Raw genomic sequence first — 19936 nt, 5'->3', positions numbered from 1 at the left:
TGCACACCCGCGCGACGAGAGCTGAATAGGGAGTTGTCATGGATATCGAACTGAGTCTGCTGCGTGGGATCGAGAAGGAGAAGGCGATTCCCTTCGATGAACTCGTCTCGATCATCGAACAGGCCATCCTGACGGCCTACTCCAAGCACGTGTCCGCGGACGGTGCCACCCCCGAAGGCGTTCGCGTCGAACTCGACCGCCGCACCGGGCACGTCGCCGTGCTGCAGGTCGTCAAGGACGAAGAGGGCGCGATCATCGGCGAGGAGGACGCGACCCCGGATGACTTCGGACGCATCGCGGCCTTCGCAGCCAAGCAGGTCATCAGCCAGCGTCTTCGCGACATCGCGGACGACGTGGTCCTCGGAGACTTCAAGGACAAGGAAGGCGACATCGTCGCCGGCGTGATCCAGCAGGGACCGAACCCCCGGATGATCCACGTCGACCTGGGTTCTGTCGAGGCGATCCTGCCTCCCGAGGAGCAGGTGCCCGGCGAGGAGTACACCCACGGGTCGCGTCTGCGCGTCTACGTCACCAGCGTCGCCAAGGGGATGAAGGGACCGCAGATCACCGTCTCGCGTACGCATCCCGGACTCGTGCGCAAGTTGTTCGCGCTCGAGGTGCCCGAGATCGCTGCCGGTCTGGTCGAGATCGTCGCGCTGGCCCGCGAGGCCGGTCACCGCACGAAGATCGCCGTCAGGGCGAATGATCCGGCGATCAATGCCAAGGGCGCCTGCATCGGCGAGATGGGCCGTCGAGTCCGAGCCGTCACCGAGGAGCTTGCGGGCGAGAAGATCGACATCGTCGACTTCGACCCGGAACTCGCGCCCTTCGTCGCGAACGCCCTCTCGCCCGCCAAGGTCACGAGCGCATTCATCCTCGATGCGAACACCAAGGCGGTGCGCGCTCTGGTGCCCGATTACCAGCTCTCGCTCGCGATCGGCAAGGAGGGGCAGAACGCCCGTCTCGCCGCCAAGCTCACCGGCGCGAAGATCGACATCCAGCCGGACAGCGTCCTGGACTGACCGCTCGTCACGTCCGACTCGCGCCGGTCGCGCGAGTCGGACGGGAACTCAGGTGTAAGATGGAACCCGTACGAATGTGCGTCGGTTGTCGCACGCGTGCTCCCCGCGCCGCTCTTCTCAGAGTGGTGTCCCAGAACGAGACGCTCATCATCGATGAGCGCGCCGTCCTGCCGGGGCGAGGCGCGTGGGTTCATCCGACACCGGAATGCATGGATGCCGCTCTGCGGCGTCGGGCTTTCGGACGAGCACTGCGCGTCTCCAGCGATCTGGACACGCGGATCATCGAACAGTACCCACCAAGAAACAAAGGCTGAACGGCTATGGAAACAAAGTGAACGGCTCGAAATGAGACCCGTCCGCGACTAGTGGTCTGCCCTGTCTGGGTGGACCGACCCCAGACAGGAGAATTGTGGCTGGTAAACCACGCGTACATGAGATCGCCGCTGAACTCGGCGTCGACAGCAAGATCGCACTTGCAAAGCTCAAGGAACTCGGAGAGTTCGTCAAGAGCCCCTCTTCGACCATCGAACCGCCGGTGGCGCGCAAGCTGCGCGCCGCGATCGAGTCCGACGCCTCGTTGAAGGCATCGGCCGATGCGGCTCCGGCTGCAGCGAAGCCCGCTGCAGCGAAGCCCGGATCGGCAACCCCCGGCTCCGCGAAGCCCGGCGCAGCCTCGTCCGGTGCCGCGAAGTCCGGCGCAGCCAAGCCCGGCGCGCCGACCCCCGGCCCCAAGCCCGGCCCCAAGCCGGCTCCCGCACCGGAGGCGCCCGTCGCTGCCCCGGCTGCCGAGGCTCCGGCAGAGCCTGCTGCTCCGGCAGCGGCGACCCCCGCACCCGCTGCGCCGAAGTCGAACGACGGTGGCGCGCCGAAGCCCGGCGCCCCGCGCCCCGGCAACAATCCGTTCTCGTCCGCGCAGGGCATGGGACAGCGTCCCACCGGCCCGCGGCCGGGGAACAACCCCTTCGCCTCGGCGCAGGGCATGGGCCAGCGCCCGACGCCGGGTAACATCCCGCGTCCGCAGGCTCCTCGTCCCGGCGCCCCGCGTCCGGGTGCACCTCGTCCCGGTTCCCCCCGTCCCGGCGCTCCGCGCGGCGGCCAGGGTGGTCGTCCCGGCGGTGCTCCATTCCAGCAGCGTCCGGGTGGACCCGGTCGTCCCGGCGGTGCCGGTGGACCCGGTGCAGGCCCCGGTGCTCGTCCCGGTGGCGGTTTCGCAGGTCGCCCCGGTGGCGGCGGCGGTCGCGGTCGTGGTCCCGGTGGAGGTACCGCAGGTGCCTTCGGCAAGGGCGGCGGCAAGAGCAAGCAGCGCAAGTCGCGGCGGGCGAAGCGGCAGGAATTCGAGATGCGGAGCGCCCCGGTCGTCGGTGGCGTCAACGTCACCCGCGGTAACGGGGAGACCATCCGCATGCGCCGTGGCGCGTCCATCGCGGACTTCGCCGACAAGATCGAGACGCTGACCGGCTACACGGTTCAGCCGGGAACCCTCGTGACGATCCTCTTCAACCTCGGCGAGATGGCCACGGCCACCGAGTCGTTGGACGAGGCGACGTTCGAGGTCCTGGGTGCCGAGCTCGGCTACAAGATCCAGATGGTCTCGCCCGAGGATGAGGACAAGGAGCTCCTCGAGGGCTTCGGTCTCAACCTCGAGCAGGAGCTCGAGGAGGAGAGCGAGGACGACCTCGAGATCCGTCCTCCGGTGGTCACCGTCATGGGTCACGTCGATCACGGTAAGACCCGACTCCTCGACGCGATCCGTCAGACCAACGTCATCGACGGTGAGGCCGGCGGCATCACGCAGCACATCGGTGCGTACCAGGTGTGGACGGAGCACGAGGGCATCGAGCGTGCCATCACCTTCATCGACACCCCGGGTCACGAGGCGTTCACCGCCATGCGTGCGCGTGGAGCGCAGGTCACCGACCTCGCGATCCTCGTGGTCGCAGCCGACGACGGCATCATGCCCCAGACGGTCGAGGCGCTGAACCACGCCCAGGCGGCGAACGTGCCGATCGTGGTCGCGGTCAACAAGGTAGACAAGCCCGACGCCAACCCGGCCAAGGTCCGTCAGCAGCTCACCGAATACGGTCTGGTCGCCGAGGAGTACGGCGGAGACGTCATGTTCGTCGACGTGTCGGCACGTGCCAACACCGGCATCCAGGACCTTCTGGACGCCGTGCTGCTCACGGCTGACGCGGGTCTCGACCTGACGGCCAACCCGAACAAGGGTGCCCGTGGTGTCGCGATCGAGGCGAAGCTCGACAAGGGCCGCGGTGCGGTCGCCACGGTGCTGATCCAGTCCGGAACGCTCCGGATCGGTGACGCGATCGTGGCCGGCACCGCCTACGGCCGCGTGCGTGCCATGGCTGACGAGAACGGCGAGCAGGTCCTCGAGGCCTACCCGTCGCGCCCGGTCCAGGTGCAGGGACTCAACTCCGTGCCCCGCGCCGGCGACGTGTTCATCGTCACCGAAGAGGACCGCATGGCTCGTCAGATCGCTGAGAAGCGTGAAGCGGTCGAGCGCAACGCCCAGCTGGCCAAGGCCCGCAAGCGCATCTCGCTCGAGGACTTCACCCGTGCTCTCGAAGACGGCAAGGTCGAGTCCCTCAACCTCATCATCAAGGGTGACGTCTCCGGTGCCGTCGAGGCGCTGGAGGAGTCGCTCCTCAAGATCGAGGTCGACGATTCGGTGCAGCTGCGCATCATCCACCGCGGTGTCGGTGCGATCACCGAGTCGGACGTGAACCTGGCGACGATCGACAACGCGATCATCGTGGGCTTCAACGTCCGCCCCGACACGAAGGCGCGCGAGCGTGCTCAGCGCGAGGGCGTGGACATCCGGTTCTACTCGGTGATCTACAACGCGATCGACGAGATCGAGAGCTCGCTCAAGGGCATGCTCAAGCCGGAGTACGAAGAGATCCAGTCGGGTGTCGCCGAGATCCGCGAGGTGTTCCGCTCCTCGAAGTTCGGCAACATCGCCGGTGTCATCGTGCGGTCGGGAACGATCACGCGAAACGCCAAGGCTCGCGTCATCCGCGACGGTGTGGTGCTCGCCGATGGCCTCGCCATCGAGTCGCTGCGTCGCTTCAAGGACGACGTCACCGAGGTGCGTACGGACTACGAGGCCGGTATCGGCCTCGGCAAGTACAACGACATCCAGATCGGTGACGAGATCGAGACGACAGAACTGATCGAGAAGCCTCGCGGCTGATCGAGTTCGATATCTTCGGGCGAGGGTGCATCATGCATCCTCGCCCGAAGGGTACGTAGAGGGAGAGAACAATGGCTGGAGAACGACAGGCCCGTCTGGCCGATCGCATTCGTGTGATCCTCGCTGAGCGACTCGAGAAGGGTCTGCGCGATCCGCGCCTCGGCTTCGTGACGATCACCGATGTCCGTGTGAGCGGCGACCTGCAGCATGCCTCGGTGTTCTACACGGTGCTCGGCACGGAGGAGGAGCGTCTCTCCAGCGGAGCGGCACTGACCTCGGCCACCGGGATGCTGCGCAGCGAGGTCGGCAAGCAGCTGAGCACTCGCCTGGTGCCGACTCTCGAGTTCATCCCCGACGCGCTGCCGGAGAATGCCGATCACATCTCGGCTCTTCTCCGTGAGGCTCAGCAGCGCGACGCCGATGTGGCGAAGCTCGCTTCCTCCGCATCCCACGCAGGCGACGCAGACCCGTACGTCCGCCAGGACGACGACGACACGCAATCCTGAATATCGGCACGCTCCTGTGAGGGCGTGCCGTCGTTGCTAACCTCTGCTGAGCGAGTGGATGCTCGTACGGGCTGGGGGGGTTCGGCATCGACGTTCTGAGTGCGCACGGGGCGGCTTCGGTCGCGTCCTCGGTGATGGAAGGCATCCTCGAGGACCTTCTCGAGAACGACCTGAGCTGCGCTCCGCACGTCGTCGCCAGGATCGTCGCAGAGGTCACGGCCGACCGATCGTCGGTGAGAGAGGTCGCAGCGAGACTCGACCCCGCTCAGAGAGCGGGTCTGAGGCCGCTTCCGATGCCGTTGCCGATGGTCGGGGGCATCGAGGCGCTGTATTCGGGCCTCGCTGTCGATCCGCGCGATCACGATCTGCTGGTGGCGATCTCGCTGCGGCTCGACGACAGGCTGGATCCGCTCCTCGACTTCGACGGGCGGACGGCTGCCGAGATCGCAGCGGGGACGATCGGGCCTCTGATCCACATGCACGCGGGTCGGGTGCAGCTCTCTGATCCGCGCCTCGCCATCTGGCTGCGGGCGACCACGTCGACGACGTCGGCGGCCCGGGTGCACAGACGACTGCACCGGGTCTTCCATCGCCGAGGCGAGAGGGTGGATGCGGACTGGCATCGCGCTCGCGCATCGACCGGTCTGGATCCCACCACGGCGAACGAACTCACGCGCATCGCACGCGAGCATTCGGAGGCCGGGCTGAGCGAGCGGGCCTTCCATCTCGCGGCGGAGGCCGCTGCCCACACGGTGGGCACCGATCGCGACGAGGCCACGCTCGTCGCCGGAGTCGCGGCGATCGCCGCCGGGTACGCGGTCGAAGCCGCCAGACGACTCGCCGGACTCTTCCCCGGTGGGGAGGAACGATATCGACTGCAGGGGCTGGGTGGGCTCTTCGTCGCGCAGGCGCACCTGCGAGGCGCGGTGCCCGAGGTCGATCTCGATGCCCTCAGGCCGCGAGGCGACGATCCGGAGCATTGGTACTCCTGGGCGCGTGCCGCAGCATTCGCGGCGGTCCTCTGCGCGGAACGAGGTGACCGGCTGGGGATGCGCTCCTGGCTCGAGGCACTGCGCGAGGGTACAGCGCGCACCGGCGCGGAACACGAACTCCGCGATCCGGTGGTGGCCCTCGCCTGGCTCGTACTGGGCGACCATGACCTCGACGACGTGCGTGGAGCCGGGCCTCTCACCGGGGGAATGCTCCAGGCGCTGCATGCTGCGATCGACGGAGATGTCGACCACGGACTGCGTATTCTCGCCGTAGGCGATTCGGGCATCGGCGTCGAGGTCGATCCGTTCGTCGCCGGTTTCGAGGCCAGCCCGCTGGTGGGCGCCTACCGTGCGGTGGTCGAGGTACTCCTGCTCATGTGGCGAGGAGACATGGGCGCCGCGCGCGACAGGATGATCCGTGCGGCACTCGAGCTTCCCGTCGCGATCCCGTTCGCCGGTCTCGGAGTCGTCATCGCTCGTCGCCTCGATCTCGCCGTGCTCGGCAGGCTCGGGCCGTTCGCCCGTTCGCTCACCGCGGCGTTGCCTGCTCCCGTGCGCATCGACCAGCTCGTCGATCGCGGGATCGAAGCATTCCTCGACGGCGCATCGGAGGAGGCGGCGTCATGCATGCGAGTCTGGCGGGATCGCGGGGCACCGCAGCCGACCCTGTCGGTGCCCGGGCTCGAAGAGGCGATCGTGGTCACCGAGCCTGCGCTGCGTCATCGGCACCGGATCGAACCGCCGGAGATCGCACTCGCCCAGCAGCTGCGTCTGCGGATCACCGGTTGCTCCGACGAGGACTGGCGCATGGAGCGCGACCGCGTGGTCGCGAAGACGAGGACTCTCACGTCTCCGTTCTCACGCGGACGCGTCGAAGCGATGATCGGCACGCGCTCGCTCATTCGCGGCGACCTCGAGCTCGGGCGTGAGCACCTGACCACCGCGGTCAAGCTGCTCGAGCTGTCTGGTGCCGACGCGTGGGCGCGCGCCGTCGAGGTCCGGCTGCGTCAGCTCGGGACGCAGGAACGCCCGACGGTCGTGGTCGGGGACCCACTCGCATCCTGTCGGCGGGTCTGGCGGTCCGTGCTGACCGCCCGGGAGTTCGACGTGGCGATGCTCGTCGTCGAAGGGGCATCGAACCGTGACATCGCCGATTCGCTCCACGTCTCCGTCCGGACGGTGGAGGTGCATCTCGGCCGCGTGTTCGCGAAGCTCGACGTGCGCACGCGGGTCGAACTCACCGTCCTGGCGCATCGGATCGGTCAGTACGTCTGAGCAGCGGGTCAGCGGGGGAGGGACAGCATCTCGCCGTCGGCCTCGGCCAGGCCATCGGCGATCAGCGAGTCGATGGCCCTGTCGCGCTGAAGCGGATCAGGCCACTCGGGAAGCACGCTCTCAAGGAGCACCGCGTGCGGTGCGGCGTCACGCAGAAGGCGCAGCACGGCGCCACGGGCCTGCCTGTCGGAGCCCTCGAAGGCCGCCTGGCGCCGGCGGGTGTCGCCGGTGTCAGGGCGTCCGGCCGCGACCCAGGCGCAGGTCTCGAGCAGGGGGCAGGCCTCGCATCGCGGAGTGCGAGCGATGCACACCGTCGCTCCGAGCTCCATGGCGGCGGCGTTGAACACCGCGGCGTCGGCATCGTCGACGGGGAGCATCGCGTCCATGAGATCGAGATCGCGGCGGGAGGGCGAGCCCGGCTGTGCCTGGCCGAGCACGGCGCGAGCGAGCACTCGGCGCGTGTTGGTGTCGACGACGGGGTGACGATCGCCGTAGGCGAAGACGGCGACGGCCCTGGCGGTGTAGTCGCCGATTCCCGAGAGCTTCAGCAGAGCGTCCACGTCTCGCGGCACCACACCGTCATGGCGGTCGGTGATCTCGATGGCTGCCCGGTGCAGCCACAGTGCGCGGCGGGGGTAGCCGAGGTTGGCCCACTGGTGCACGACCTCCGCCGGCGACGCGGCGGCCAGGGCGCGGGGTGTGGGCCAGCGAGCGAGCCACGCCTCCAGGTGCGGGATCACCCTGTTGACGGGTGTCTGCTGCAGCATGAACTCGCTGACCAGCGTGCCCCAGGCTGCATACGCATCGTGGAATTCGCGGCGGCGCCACGGCAGATCGCGTGCGGCACCTCGATACCAGTCCGCGAGAGGCAGCGTTGTCGCAGCGATCGGATACGGTGTCGAGGGCACTTCGACAGCCTAAGCGCACCGTAGGCTTGATGGATGGTCTCGCCCGGCATCCTTCTCGTCGACAAGCCCGCTGGGCTGACCAGCCATGACGTCGTCGCGCGCACTCGCCGTGCGCTCGGCACCCGCAAGGTCGGCCACGCGGGCACACTCGATCCGATGGCCACGGGCCTGCTCGTGATCGGGGTCGAGGGCGCGACGCGCCTGCTCACCTACATCGTCGGGGCGGACAAGACCTACGAGGCGACGATCCGACTCGGGCAGACGACGAGCACGGACGATGCCGACGGCGACGTCCTGACCAGCGCGCCCGCAGAGGCGTGGGAATCCATGGCCCCCGAGCGCGTGTCGGCGGGCATCGCCGCCCTGACGGGAGCGATCTCGCAGGTGCCGAGCTCGGTGTCGGCGATCAAGGTCGACGGCCGCCGTGCCTACGACCGGGTTCGCGCGGGGGAGGAGGTCGTGCTCGCCGCCCGTGATGTCACGGTGTCCCGCTTCGACGTCCTCGCCGAGCGCGCGGGCGACGGGTTCCTGGATCTCGACGTCGTGGTCGACTGCTCGTCCGGCACCTACATCCGCTCGCTCGCGCGCGACCTCGGCGCGGGACTCGGAGTCGGCGGGCATCTCACCGCGCTGCGGCGCACGAGGGTCGGCGACTTCGAGGTCGCCGACGCCGTGGTCGTGGATGATCTCGCGGAAGCCGTGTTGCTGACCCCGGCCGCCGCAGCGTGCCGAGTGCTCGATCCGCTCCCCGTGTCGACTGCTGATGCCCGGGACCTCCGACATGGCAAACGGCTGACGGACCAGGCTTCTCGGCTGAGCGGCGCCCTGGCGGCCGCGATCGACGAAGACGGTGTGCTCGTCGGCGTCGTCGAGAAGCGCGGCGCCGATCTGAAGAGCGCGATGAACATGCCGGAGGTGTCCCGATGATCCTGTGGCTGACGATCGTCCAGGTGGTCGCGGCGGCGGCCGCAGGTCTGTTCTGCGTGGCTCTTGGGCTGATCGGTCGGCGACCGAGCGACTGGTCGGTCGGCGCGCTCGCGCTCGTCGAACTGCTCCTGATCGTGCAGGTGATCACCGCGGTCGTCTCGCCCTTCACCGGCAACCCGCCCACCGGCGACCTTCTCGAGTACTGGGTCTATCTGGTCTCCGCCGTGCTGCTGCCGATCGGCGCCGTGCTCTGGGCGCTGATGGAGCGGAGCAGATGGAGCACGGTCATCCTCGGAGTCGCGGCGTTCGCCGTCGCGATCATGGTGTGGCGCATGCATGTCATCTGGACCGTGCAGGTCGCCTGAGCGTCTCCGTGCGCATCCGGGATCCTCGGCCCGGACCTAGAATGGGTGGAGCTATGAGCACCACCGTCCCCACCTCCCGGATGACCGGCATCGGCCGTGTCCTCGTGATCGTCTACGCCGTCATGGCGCTCGCGGCGACCGGTCGAAGCTTCGTGCAGATCTTCCGACAATTCGACGAGGCGCCGCTGGCGTATTCGCTCTCGGCGCTCGCTGCCGTCGTGTACATCCTCGCGACCCTGGCGCTCGTACTGGCGAACCGCCGCGGCTGGTACGCCGTGGCGTGGGTCGCGATCGTCTTCGAGCTCACCGGGGTTCTGGTGATCGGCGCGCTCAGCATCGTCTTCCCCGACCTCTTCCCGCACGACACCGTGTGGTCGATGTTCGGGCGCGGCTACGTGTTCATCCCTCTCGTGCTCCCGATCTTCGGTATCTGGTGGCTGCGCACGCATCGCCCGGCGCTCGACGCACAGGAGGCTCCCTCCGCCGAGGTGTCCGCATGATCGTCTTCCGCGACCCTCAGGAGGTTCCGGACGACTTCGGCCCCTCCGCGGTCGCGATCGGCAAGTTCGACGGAGTGCACTCGGGGCACCGAGCGGTCATCCGACGCCTCAAGGAGATCGCAGCATCCTCCGGCCTGAAGACCGTCGCGGTGACGTTCGACCGCAATCCGCTGGCCGTCCTGCGCCCCGACCGGTGCCCTGAGAACGTCGTCACCGTAGACCGCAAGATCGAGCTTCTGGGCGAGCTCGAGCTCGATGCGACGCTGCTTCTTACGTTCGATGCCGAACTCGCCGCGCGCAGCGCCGAGGACTTCGTGAACAGCATCCTCGTCGGCGCGCTGCGCGTGTCGACGGTGCTCGTCGGCGAGGACTTCCGGTTCGGGCGTGGTGGGGCGGGAACACCTGCGCTGCTGCGCGAGCTGGGGCCGAAGCTCGGATTCACCGTGGAGGTCGTCGATGACGTCTTCCTCGACGATTCCGAGCGGCGCGTCTCGTCGACCTGGATCCGCGAACTGCTGATGGACGGAGACGTCACGACGGCCGCACGTGTGCTCGACCGCAACGTCGACGTGCGTGGCGAGGTCGTGCACGGTCTCAAGCGCGGCAGGGAACTCGGATTCCCGACCGCGAACCTCTCGGCCTCGGTCGACTCGTTCGTGCCGGGTGACGGCGTGTACGCCGGATGGCTCTTCGATCACGAGACCGGGATACGTCACCGGGCGGCGATCTCCGTCGGCACCAATCCGACGTTCGACGACGTGCTCGAGCGGCAGGTCGAGGCACACGTGATCGGCGAGACCGATCTCGATCTGTACGGTCACGACGTGACGGTGGAGTTCGTCGAGCGTCTGCGCGGCATGGTCGCATTCGAGGGCATCGAGAAGCTCAAGTCGCAGATGACGGCCGACGTCACGGACGCCGAACGGGTGCTCGCGGCGCCGAGAAGCTGAACGCCTCGCCAACTCTCCGTGACGTGATCTCGGCCCGATGGTCGGCATGGCGTAGAATGGTCTTCGGTGGTTGACGAATCTCGCGAGTGATTCGCGCGTCGATGACCACCGGAACTACTGTTCGTACGGTCCTGGCTCACGCCACACGCGGACATCGAGAACGGCTGCCGCATCCTGTGGATGCTCGGCCTTCACGCTCAGGAGGAGCATGCCGACCACGGCGACTGCCGCAACGCGGCGCAAGAAGACGTCTCGTCGCGACGATGAGGCGCCCCTCATCCCGATCCTCGCGCGCAAGGTGCGCGAGATCGAGGCGAAGTCGCAGCGGGGAAAGCTGGGCCCGACGAATCGGGTGAAGTTCCAGGTGATCGCCTTCCTGGTGCGCGAAGAGCGCGCCAGGGTGAAGGCGGATGCCGAGATCGCCGATGCCGCCCGCGCCGAGCTGCTCAAACGGCTCGACGGTGTCGCGACGATCCTCGCCAAGACCGCTGCGCGCGACACGTCGCTGATCCAGCTGCTCGAGGCCGATCAGGCGACGTCGCCGGTCGCGAAGCGCATGCGTCGCGACTGGCTGCTCGAGTCCGGTGCCGAGCTCGCGCCGGAAGAGCTCATCATCGCGGATGTCGCTCCGGTGCAGACCTCGGTGGTCTCGGCCGCGATCGCCGAGCGTCAGGTGACGCCGCCTTCGGTCGAGGCGCGCCAGCTCGCGAACCCGTTCCTCGCTCCGGATCTGACTCCTCGAGCCAGCACCACCCCGCGCCGTCGTCTCGACGGCTGGGAGCTCATGGGGCCGCTCTACAAGGCGTTCGAGACGGGCGCCGGGGGAGGCGCGGCGAGCATGGAGCTGCCGCCCGCTCCCGAGTACGACCACCTCTCGCCCAAGGGGCTCGAGGTCATGGTGCATCAGTCGCGCTTCCTCGAGGCTGTGCGCGAAGGTCACCGCAGCTTCCTCCTCGCCGATGAGCCCGGTCTCGGAAAGACCGCGCAGTCTGTTCTCGCCGCGTCGGTCGCGGGTGCCTATCCGCTGCTCGTCGTCGTGCCCAATGTCGTCAAGATGAACTGGGCGCGCGAGGTCGAGCGCTGGACACCGCAGCGCCGAGCGACCGTCATCCAGGGTGACGGCGCCGACATCGACGCGTTCGCCGACATCTTCATCGTGAACTACGAGATCCTCGATCGCCACATGTCATGGCTCGCATCGATCGGTCTGCGTGGAATGGTCGTCGACGAGGCGCACTTCATCAAGAACCTCAGCTCGCAGCGTTCCCAGAACGTGCTCTCGCTCGCCAGCCGCGTGCGCGAGCGCACTCCTGGCGGAAACCCGCTGATGCTGGCCCTCACCGGAACGCCCCTGATCAACGACGTCGAGGACTTCGACGCGATCTGGCGCTTCCTCGGCTGGACGACGGGCGAGAAGCCCGGCCCCGAGCTGATGGAGAAGCTCGATGCGACGGGCTTCACGCCGGCCGACAAGTCGTTCTACCCGGAGGCGCGGGAAGCCGTGATCTCGATGGGCATCGTCCGTCGCAAGAAGAAGGATGTCGCAGCCGATCTCCCCGACAAGCTCATCGCCGATCTGCCGGTGCAGCTCGACGACGAGTTCGGGCGCAGCATCCGCCAGGCCGAGCGCGAGCTCGGCGAGCGCCTCGCCGCTCGCTACCGTCGGATCATCGAGGCACGCGGCGACCGCGGGCTCGCGCCGGGTGAGATCGACGAGGACATCGTCCGTCTCGTGGCCCAGAACGAGCTCGAGGAGTCGAAGGCCGCCGGCACGGGAGGCGACAACGTCTTCACCATGGTGCGTCGCATCGGACAGGCGAAGGCGCACCTGGCGGCCGACTATGCGGCACAGCTTCAGCGCTCGGTGGGCAAGGTGGTGTTCTTCGCCAAGCACATCGACGTGATGGACCAGGCCGAAGCGCACTTCGCCTCGGCCGGCATCCGGTCGGTGTCCATCCGTGGCGACCAGACCTCGACGGCGCGTCAGCAGGCGATCGACGACTTCAACAGCGATCCGGATGTCGGCATCGCGGTCTGCTCGCTGACGGCGGCGGGCGTGGGCGTGAACATGCAGGCGGCGTCGAACGTCGTGCTCGCAGAGCTGTCGTGGACCGCCGCGGAGCAGACGCAGGCGATCGACCGGGTGCACCGCATCGGGCAGGACGAGCCGGTCACGGCGTGGCGGATCATCGCGGCGCACACCGTCGACGCGAAGATCGCCGAGCTCATCGACCAGAAGCAGGGGCTCGCGGCGCGGGCGCTCGATGGCGAGGCCCTCGATGACGCGGCTGCAGAACCCGTGCAGCTGGGTGCGCTCATGCACCTCCTGCGCGAAGCGCTCGGAGCTGCCTGACGGGAGAAGCTCTCGAAAGATCGGCGTTAAGAATCACGGTTCTTGGCGCCGATTTCTCGTTCTCATCGCCGACGCGAGGCATATCTTGCGAATCGTCCCGAAGCGACCGCAAGATCCTCGGTTTTCGACGCCTCGAATGGCGCCTGCGCGCATCGGGGCGCTAGTGTCGATCGCAGGCAGCGTCGCCTTTTCCCCTTTCCCTGAACCCGTCTGAGGCAAGCATGAAGATCGGCATTCTGACGAGCGGTGGCGACTGCCCCGGACTCAACGCGGTGATCCGCGGAATCGTGCTCAAGGGCACCACGACCTATGACCTCGAGTTCGTCGGCATCCGCGACGGATGGCGCGGTGTGGTCGACGGAGACTTCTTCCCGCTCACGCGTCACGAGGTGAAGGGCCTGTCGAAGGTCGGCGGAACGATCCTCGGGACCAGTCGCACCAACCCCTACGAGGGTGTGCGCGGCGGGGCGGAGAACATCGCCAAGACGCTCTACGGGCACAAGATCGACGGCATCATCGCGATCGGCGGCGAGGGAACCCTGGCCGCCGCCGACCGTCTCGCGAAGGACGGCATCAACGTCATCGGCGTGCCGAAGACGATCGACAACGACCTGCGTGCCACCGACTACTCGTTCGGCTTCGACACGGCGGTGAACATCGCCACCGATGCGATGGACCGTCTGCGTACCACCGGCGACTCGCATCAGCGCTGCATGGTGGCCGAGGTTATGGGACGCCACGTCGGCTGGATCGCCCTCCACGCCGGTATGGCGGCGGGCGCCCACGCCATCTGCATCCCCGAGGTGCCGATGTCGATCGACGACATCACGGAGCTCGTCTCGAGCGCTCACGATCGCGGTCGCGCGCCGCTCGTCGTGGTGTCCGAGGGGTTCAAGCTGCTCGGCATGGATGAGGCCTACAGCGACAAGGGGCTGGATGCGTTCAACCGCCCCCGTCTGGGCGGCATCGGCGACCAGCTCGCACCGGCGATCGAGCGGATCACCGGAATCGAGACGCGTGCGACGATCCTCGGCCACATCCAGCGCGGCGGCTCGCCGTCCGCGTTCGACCGTGTGCTGGCGACCCGCCTCGGGCTGCACGCCGCCGATGCGATCGTCGATCAGGCATGGGGCCAGATGGTGGCCATGCAGGGCACCGATATCGTCCGCGTCCCCTTCGCTGAGGCGCTCGGCGAGCTGAACACGGTTCCCCGCAGCCGGTACGACGAGGCCGCCGCTCTGTTCGGCTGAGCCGACAGTCCACCAGCCTTCACGAGAACGGGCCGATCCACACCGGATCGGCCCGTTCTCGATGTAGATGGGGTCAGCGCGAGGCGAGCCCGACCGTGTCGAGGATCCACGCCAGCTCGAAGGCGCGTTCCTTCCAGGAGTTGTACCGCCCGCTCACACCACCGTGCCCGGCGACCATCTCGCACTTGAGCAGTGCGTCCGAGGCTCCTGCGACGCGCAGCGCCGCGATCCACTTGGCCGGCTCCACATAGAGCACGCGGGTGTCGTTCAGCGACGTGACCGCGAGGATGCGGGGGTACCGGACGCCCTCGCGCACGTTCTCGTACGGCGAGTAGGACTTCATGTACTTGTAGACGTCTGCGCCGTGCAGAGGGTCGCCCCACTCGTCCCATTCGATCACCGTCAGGGGGAGCGAGGGATCCAGGATCGTCGTGAGTGCGTCGACGAACGGCACTGCGGCCAGGATGCCGGCGAAGAACTCGGGAGCGAGGTTCGTGACGGCTCCCATGAGCAGGCCGCCGGCGCTGCCGCCCTCCGCGACCAGCCTCTCGGGTGTCGTGATTCCCTGCTCGACGAGATGTTCGGCGCAGGCGACGAAATCGGTGAACGTGTTGCGCTTGTTCAGGAGCTTGCCGTCCTCGTACCACTGGCGTCCCATCTCGCCGCCTCCACGCACGTGGGCGACGGCGAAGATGATTCCGCGGTCGAGCTCCGACAGGCGAGCGACCGAGAAACCCGGGTCGATCGAGTGCTCGTACGAGCCGTACCCGTACAGGTGCACGGGGCGGACCTCGGAGCCGGGCTCACCGAAGGATCGCTTCCAGACGAGCGAGATCGGCACCCGGGTGCCGTCGGACGCGGTCGCCCAGGCACGCTGCTGACCGTAGTCGAGCGGGTCGTAGCCGCCCAGCACCGCGACCTGCTTGCGGAGGTGGAGCTCGCGCGTCGCGAGGTCGAGCTCGAACACCGTTCCCGGCGTCACGAACGAGGTGTAGCCGAGGCGGAGGAACGGCGAGTGCCACTCGGGGTTGCCGCTGACGCCTGCCGAATAGAGAGGCTCATCGAAGACGATGTCCTCCACGGCATCCGTCGCATAGTCGAGGATTCCGACGCGCTCGAGCCCCTCGCTGCGGTACTCGACCGTGGCGAAATCCCGGAACGCGTCCACGCCGAGCAATCGCCGCCCAGGCTCGTGTGCGAGGATGACCCGTCGATCGCCCTGGGGCGCGGATGCCGCGACCGAGACGAGCTCGAAGTCCAGCGCGTCGTCGTTGTGGAGAATGTAGAGGCGGTCCTCTCCGTCGACCACGGCATGCTCGAGCGAGTACTCGACGCCCTCGCGCCGAGGCCACACGATCTCGGGGGCTGCGGTCAGGTCGCCCGAGAGGTCCACGAGGTATTCCTCGCTGGTGATGCTCGACCCCACGGCGATCACGAGGTACTTGCGGCTCCGGGTGATCCCCGCGCCGAGCCAGTACTTCTCGTCGGGCTCGTGGAACAGCTTCACGTCGTCCGACACGGGAGTGCCGAGGCGATGCAGCCAGAGGGTGTCGGGGCGCCAGGCGTCGTCCCTGGTCGTGTAGAGGACGCCGGTGCCGTCCGGCGTGAAGAACGCGCCGCCCGTGTCGGGGATCTCGTCGGCGAGGGTCTCTCCGGTGACGAGGTCTCGGACGTGGACCGTGTAGAGCTCGTCGCCCTCGAAATCCGTCGCCCAGAGCAGCTTCGTCGCGTCGTCAGAGGTGTCGAACGCGCCGAGCGAGAAGAACTCATGTCCCTCGGCCTCGACGTTGCCGTCCAGCAGAACCGTCTCTCCGGGGACGGAGACGCCGGGTTCGAGCACCGGGGGAGTCCAGTCGTCCTCGGCGGCCGCGGTGCGGCAATGGATGCCGTACTGGGCGCCTTCCTCCGTGCGGCTGTAGTACCACCAGTCTCCGCGCCGAGTCGGCACGGAGAGGTCGGTCTCCTGCACGCGCCCCTTGATCTCCTGGAACAGCGTCTCGCGCAGCTCGGAGAGGTGGGAGAGCTCGGCCTCGGTGTGTGCGTTCTCGGCTTCGAGGTGCGCGATCACCTCGGGGGAGTCCTTCTCACGCAGCCATTCGTACGGGTCGTCGAAGGTGTCGCCGTGGTGAGTGCGGAGAGTCGAGCGGCGGTCTGCGGTCGGGGCATCAGTCACGGCATCCACGCTAGCCCAGGTCGAGTTGACCGGCACCCGACAGGGTGGGAGGATTGCGCGGGGCCGGTTAACGGAAGTCAAACCCACGGTGAACTCTTCGTTCGTCACGTCGATCTCGTCGACACCTCCCTCTTCCTCAACGACCGAAAGCGAACGGTGGAAACCGCAGCCCTCATCGTCGTGCTGGTTATCCTGCTGGCACTCTTCTTCGATTTCACCAACGGGTTCCATGACACCGCGAACGCGATGGCCACGCCCATCGCGACCGGTGCTCTCAAGCCCAAGACCGCGGTCCTGCTCGCAGCGGTCCTGAACCTGGTCGGCGCGTTCCTCTCGACCGAGGTCTCCAAGACCGTGTCGCACGGCATCATCCGCGAGGACACCATCCAAGGCGATGTGTTCCTGCCGATGATCTTCGCCGGACTCATCGGCGCGATCACGTGGAACATGCTCACGTGGCTGCTCGGTCTGCCGTCGAGCTCCTCCCACGCGCTGTTCGGCGGACTCATCGGCGCGACTCTGGTCGGCGTCGGGGTCGGCGGTATCGACTTCGGCATGGTGCTCTCGAAGATCATCCTCCCGGCGCTCATCGCCCCGCTCACCGCTGGCATCATCGCGTTCGCCGCCACCAAGCTGGCGTACTCGATCACCCGACGCTACGACGGCAAGCCCGACGGCCGCGACGGCTTCCGCTGGGGGCAGATCTTCACCTCCTCGCTGGTCGCGCTCGCGCACGGCACGAACGACGCGCAGAAGACGATGGGTGTCATCACCCTGGCGCTGATCACGGTCGGATGGCAGAGCAGCTCGCAGGCCGACCCGCACCTCTGGGTCATCATCGCCTGCGCGGTCACGATCGCGCTCGGCACGTATCTCGGCGGATGGCGCATCATCCGCACCCTCGGAAAGGGGCTGACCGAGGTCAAGCCCGCACAGGGCTTCTCGGCGGAGAGCTCGACGGCCGCGACGATCCTCGCATCCAGCGCCTTCGGATTCGCCCTCTCGACGACGCAGGTCGCATCGGGGTCCGTGATCGGATCCGGTCTCGGCCGTCGGGGGTCGACCGTGCGCTGGCGCACTGCCGGACGCATCGCGATCGGCTGGCTGCTCACGCTTCCGGCCGCCGGTGCCGTCGGTGCTCTCGCCGCGCTCCTGATCACGTGGCTCGGCAACTGGGGCATCGCGATCGACACCGTGCTGGCTCTCGCGGTCATCATCGGGCTCTTCCTGCGCTCGCGCAAGGATGCCGTGACCCCCGCGAACGCGATGAGCGATGTGGCGGAGTCGGGGCTCGCGATCGAGCACCCCGACACCACGCCGCTCACCCGCCGTCAGCAGCGCATCGCCGATGCCAAGGCCGAGGCGAAGGCTCGTGCGGAGGCGAGGGAGCAGCTCAAGGTCCAGGCGAAGGCCGACGCGAAGGCGAAGGCTGACGCGAAGGCCGATGCGAAGGCCAAGGCCGCGAAGAAGGCGGCGAAGAGCGGGGCACCCGCCACTAAGATCGACGATGCCGAGACGGCGAACAGCGAGGACTCGAAGTGAGCGTCGACATCGACTGGAGTGCGTTCGTCCAGGTGTTCCTCGCGGCGCTCGTCGGCGCGTGCGCCGTCGTGACGTTCTACGCGCTCGGCCTCCGACTGCTGGTCCGCAGTGGACACGCGCCGGTGGTGAGCCCTGCCGAGTTCACCGACGCGATCACCGTGATCTCCGAGAAGGAGCTCAAGCGCGCCGCGAAGCAGGCCGCCAAGGCTGCGAAGAAGAACCCTCTGACCGACGGGCAGCGCCGCCTGGCGCTCTTCGGCGCCTACGGATGCTTCGCGCTGTGCGCCGCGGCGGTCGTCGCCGGCATCCTCATCATCGTCGTCGGGCACTGATCGGGCGCCGAGGATCGGGCGATCTCAGGGCAGCAGCCCTGCGACGAGGTCGTCGACGATGTCATCCGTCGAGGTGTCCGGATCGATCGGAGTGGTGAGTCGATCGAGCATCAGCCCGTCGATCGCGTAGTGGAACAGCGCGATCTCGCGCCGGCCGCCCGGCAGTCCCGCAGACGAGTTGAACTCGACGTCTCCGTCGAACCCGGCCCGCTGCCATGCACCGAGAAGGGCGGCGATCTCGGGGCGGCGGCTGCTCTCGAGCCGCAGCTCGAAGAGGGCCAGCGTCACATCGCGATCATCCGTGAGGCGTCGGACGATGTCGCGGATGTAGTCCGCGAACAACTCCTTGCTCGGCGCCTCCGACGACCGGCGAACGAGATCGTCTTCGCTCGGGGCGAGCCGTTCCCCGATGCGCTCGACGAGCCCTTCGACCAGGGCATCGCGACTCCGGAAGTAGTTCGATGTCGTGCCGACGGGGACGCCGGCGACGAGGTCGACGGCGCGATGCGTGAGTCCGCGTGACCCCTCCGTCGCGAGGACAGTGAGCCCGGCATCCGCGATCAGTCGTCGTCTGGTCTCGTTCTTCGCCATGCAGGAACCCTATCTCGACTACTACACCTGATGTGGTGCCGCTCCTCGTGCCGGTGTCGTCGTCGCGCCTAGGCTGAGATCATGTCAGCGCACTCCGACTCCGCGTTCGTCTTCGGCCGTCACGAGCCGGCGTCGCACGTGATCATCCACGTGAGCGATCCGCATTTCCTCGCCGGTGGTGCCAGGCTCGGCGGTCGCTACGACGTGGAGTCGAACTTCGCTCGCACGCTCGGCGCGATCAGGACCGTGCACCCGCACCCCGCGGCGATCGTGATCACGGGCGATCTCACCGACCTGGGGGAGCCCGATGCCTACCGGCGTCTGCGCGCCGCCGTCGAGCCGGTGGCCGAGGAGCTCGGAGCTCCCGTGATCTGGGTCGCCGGCAACCATGACGAACGCCCGGCACTGCGGGAGGGGCTGCTCGACCTCGAGCCGACACAGGAGCCGATCACCGGCGTGTGGGATCTCGACGGGCTCCGGTTGATCGCCCTCGACACCAGCGTGCCCGGCTGGCATCACGGCGATCTCGGCGACGATCAGCTCGCCTGGTTGGCCGACATCCTTCGCGAACCCGCACTGCACGGCACGCTGCTCGCGATGCATCATCCACCTCTCCCGAGTCATGTGCCTCTGTTCGACATCCTGGAGCTGCGGCATCAGGACGAGCTCGCCGACGTCATCCGGGGGAGCGACGTGCGCGGCATCCTCGCCGGTCACCTGCACTACTCGGCGCACGGGACGTTCGCCGGCGTCCCGGTGAGCGTGTCCTCGGCCACCTGCTACACGATGAACGTCGCCCGGCCCGCTGCCGATGTGAACGGCATGGATGCCGCCCAGGCGTTCCAGCTCGTGCATGTGCGGCCCGACACGATCACGCACACCGTCGTTCCGGTGACCGACGCCCCGACCGGCGACCACTTCTCGCCCGCCTGGCTCGAGAGGATGGCGAAGCTCAGCCCCGCAGAGCGTCTCGAGGCCTTCTCTCGCAAACGCTGACGCGCCGTCGTATCCCTGTCGGCGCATGCGCTCGGGCGTAGACTGG

At 67.9% G+C, this 19936-nt stretch carries 17 protein-coding genes; 14 read left to right on the top strand and 3 right to left on the bottom strand.

Annotation, left to right across the window (positions count from 1 at the left end; translation table 11 throughout):
• Positions 1-38 precede the first annotated feature (38 nt).
• The 5 genes from nusA (at position 39) to ACTJKH_RS05085 (ending at position 7003) form a co-directional block, all read left to right on the top strand.
• The gene (gene nusA / locus ACTJKH_RS05105; protein ID WP_210097681.1) at positions 39-1022 is read left to right on the top strand and encodes a transcription termination factor NusA; all 984 of its coding nucleotides are present in this window, start codon (positions 39-41) and stop codon (positions 1020-1022) included.
• 59 nt (positions 1023-1081) lie between these two features.
• On the top strand, positions 1082-1336 hold the full coding sequence (locus ACTJKH_RS05100) for a YlxR family protein (protein WP_440735999.1): 255 nt from the start codon (positions 1082-1084) through the stop codon (positions 1334-1336).
• Between the two features lie 95 nt (positions 1337-1431).
• Entirely contained in the window at positions 1432-4230 is a 2799-nt protein-coding gene (infB, locus tag ACTJKH_RS05095; protein WP_440735998.1) for a translation initiation factor IF-2, read from the top strand.
• A gap of 71 nt (positions 4231-4301) precedes the next feature.
• Positions 4302-4736, top strand: coding sequence for a 30S ribosome-binding factor RbfA (gene rbfA, locus ACTJKH_RS05090; protein ID WP_259159540.1), 435 nt, complete (start codon positions 4302-4304; stop codon positions 4734-4736).
• 134 nt (positions 4737-4870) lie between these two features.
• Positions 4871-7003, top strand: coding sequence for a response regulator transcription factor (locus tag ACTJKH_RS05085; protein WP_440735997.1), 2133 nt, complete (start codon positions 4871-4873; stop codon positions 7001-7003).
• 8 nt (positions 7004-7011) lie between these two features.
• Here ACTJKH_RS05085 and ACTJKH_RS05080 read toward each other — a convergent pair whose 3' ends face one another.
• Positions 7012-7911 (bottom strand): A/G-specific adenine glycosylase, encoded by a 900-nt coding sequence (locus ACTJKH_RS05080; protein WP_440735996.1) that lies wholly within the window; start codon positions 7909-7911, stop codon positions 7012-7014.
• A 33-nt stretch (positions 7912-7944) separates the two neighbouring features.
• Here ACTJKH_RS05080 and truB point away from each other — a divergent pair, with 33 nt between their 5' ends.
• The 6 genes from truB (at position 7945) to ACTJKH_RS05050 (ending at position 14256) form a co-directional block, all read left to right on the top strand.
• Positions 7945-8838, top strand: a complete 894-nt coding sequence (gene truB / locus ACTJKH_RS05075) for a tRNA pseudouridine(55) synthase TruB (protein ID WP_440735995.1) — start codon at positions 7945-7947, stop codon at positions 8836-8838.
• Positions 8835-9203 carry a hypothetical protein gene (locus ACTJKH_RS05070; RefSeq protein WP_259159537.1) on the top strand — a complete coding sequence of 123 codons (369 nt, stop codon included), beginning with the start codon at positions 8835-8837 and terminating at the stop codon, positions 9201-9203. The genes truB and ACTJKH_RS05070 overlap by 4 nt, the downstream gene beginning before the upstream one ends.
• A 53-nt stretch (positions 9204-9256) precedes the next feature.
• Complete coding sequence (locus ACTJKH_RS05065; protein ID WP_440735994.1) at positions 9257-9703, top strand: hypothetical protein; 447 nt, start codon at positions 9257-9259, stop codon at positions 9701-9703.
• Positions 9700-10653 (top strand): bifunctional riboflavin kinase/FAD synthetase, encoded by a 954-nt coding sequence (locus ACTJKH_RS05060; protein WP_440735993.1) that lies wholly within the window; start codon positions 9700-9702, stop codon positions 10651-10653. The genes ACTJKH_RS05065 and ACTJKH_RS05060 overlap by 4 nt, the downstream gene beginning before the upstream one ends.
• Before the next feature lie 208 nt (positions 10654-10861).
• Positions 10862-13006: a DEAD/DEAH box helicase gene (locus ACTJKH_RS05055; protein ID WP_440735992.1), complete on the top strand. Its 2145-nt coding sequence runs from the start codon at positions 10862-10864 to the stop codon at positions 13004-13006.
• Between the two features lie 221 nt (positions 13007-13227).
• The gene (locus tag ACTJKH_RS05050; protein WP_210097689.1) at positions 13228-14256 is read left to right on the top strand and encodes an ATP-dependent 6-phosphofructokinase; all 1029 of its coding nucleotides are present in this window, start codon (positions 13228-13230) and stop codon (positions 14254-14256) included.
• 73 nt (positions 14257-14329) lie between these two features.
• Here ACTJKH_RS05050 and ACTJKH_RS05045 read toward each other — a convergent pair whose 3' ends face one another.
• Positions 14330-16429 (bottom strand): S9 family peptidase, encoded by a 2100-nt coding sequence (locus tag ACTJKH_RS05045; RefSeq protein WP_440735991.1) that lies wholly within the window; start codon positions 16427-16429, stop codon positions 14330-14332.
• 156 nt (positions 16430-16585) lie between these two features.
• Here ACTJKH_RS05045 and ACTJKH_RS05040 point away from each other — a divergent pair, with 156 nt between their 5' ends.
• Both ACTJKH_RS05040 and ACTJKH_RS05035 read left to right on the top strand, forming a co-directional pair.
• Positions 16586-17971: an inorganic phosphate transporter gene (locus ACTJKH_RS05040; RefSeq protein ID WP_210097691.1), complete on the top strand. Its 1386-nt coding sequence runs from the start codon at positions 16586-16588 to the stop codon at positions 17969-17971.
• Positions 17968-18303: a peptidase gene (locus tag ACTJKH_RS05035; protein WP_440735990.1), complete on the top strand. Its 336-nt coding sequence runs from the start codon at positions 17968-17970 to the stop codon at positions 18301-18303. Before ACTJKH_RS05040 ends, ACTJKH_RS05035 begins: the two co-directional genes overlap by 4 nt.
• A 24-nt stretch (positions 18304-18327) precedes the next feature.
• Here the strand turns inward: ACTJKH_RS05035 and ACTJKH_RS05030 are convergent, their stop codons facing one another.
• Complete coding sequence (locus ACTJKH_RS05030) at positions 18328-18894, bottom strand: TetR/AcrR family transcriptional regulator (protein WP_440735989.1); 567 nt, start codon at positions 18892-18894, stop codon at positions 18328-18330.
• Between the two features lie 81 nt (positions 18895-18975).
• Here ACTJKH_RS05030 and ACTJKH_RS05025 point away from each other — a divergent pair, with 81 nt between their 5' ends.
• Complete coding sequence (locus ACTJKH_RS05025) at positions 18976-19890, top strand: metallophosphoesterase (RefSeq protein ID WP_440735988.1); 915 nt, start codon at positions 18976-18978, stop codon at positions 19888-19890.
• Positions 19891-19936 lie beyond the last annotated feature (46 nt).

The organism is Microbacterium sp. 22215, assembly GCF_052045655.1.
In the GTDB taxonomy this organism is placed as follows: domain Bacteria; phylum Actinomycetota; class Actinomycetes; order Actinomycetales; family Microbacteriaceae; genus Microbacterium; species Microbacterium phyllosphaerae.
The sequence above is the reverse complement of the archived record's forward strand: the minus strand, read 5'-3'. Positions and strand labels throughout refer to the sequence as shown.

Coding starts and splice junctions, on each gene's coding strand:
- rbfA (WP_259159540.1), top strand. CDS start 4,302: ATGGCTGGAGAACGACAGGCCCGTCTGGCCGATCGCATTCGTGTGATC.
- ACTJKH_RS05085 (WP_440735997.1), top strand. CDS start 4,871: ATGGAAGGCATCCTCGAGGACCTTCTCGAGAACGACCTGAGCTGCGCT.
- truB (WP_440735995.1), top strand. CDS start 7,945: ATGGTCTCGCCCGGCATCCTTCTCGTCGACAAGCCCGCTGGGCTGACC.
- ACTJKH_RS05060 (WP_440735993.1), top strand. CDS start 9,700: ATGATCGTCTTCCGCGACCCTCAGGAGGTTCCGGACGACTTCGGCCCC.
- ACTJKH_RS05070 (WP_259159537.1), top strand. CDS start 8,835: ATGATCCTGTGGCTGACGATCGTCCAGGTGGTCGCGGCGGCGGCCGCA.
- ACTJKH_RS05050 (WP_210097689.1), top strand. CDS start 13,228: ATGAAGATCGGCATTCTGACGAGCGGTGGCGACTGCCCCGGACTCAAC.
- ACTJKH_RS05100 (WP_440735999.1), top strand. CDS start 1,082: ATGGAACCCGTACGAATGTGCGTCGGTTGTCGCACGCGTGCTCCCCGC.
- ACTJKH_RS05025 (WP_440735988.1), top strand. CDS start 18,976: ATGTCAGCGCACTCCGACTCCGCGTTCGTCTTCGGCCGTCACGAGCCG.
- ACTJKH_RS05030 (WP_440735989.1), bottom strand. CDS start 18,894: ATGGCGAAGAACGAGACCAGACGACGACTGATCGCGGATGCCGGGCTC.
- ACTJKH_RS05065 (WP_440735994.1), top strand. CDS start 9,257: ATGAGCACCACCGTCCCCACCTCCCGGATGACCGGCATCGGCCGTGTC.
- ACTJKH_RS05055 (WP_440735992.1), top strand. CDS start 10,862: ATGCCGACCACGGCGACTGCCGCAACGCGGCGCAAGAAGACGTCTCGT.
- nusA (WP_210097681.1), top strand. CDS start 39: ATGGATATCGAACTGAGTCTGCTGCGTGGGATCGAGAAGGAGAAGGCG.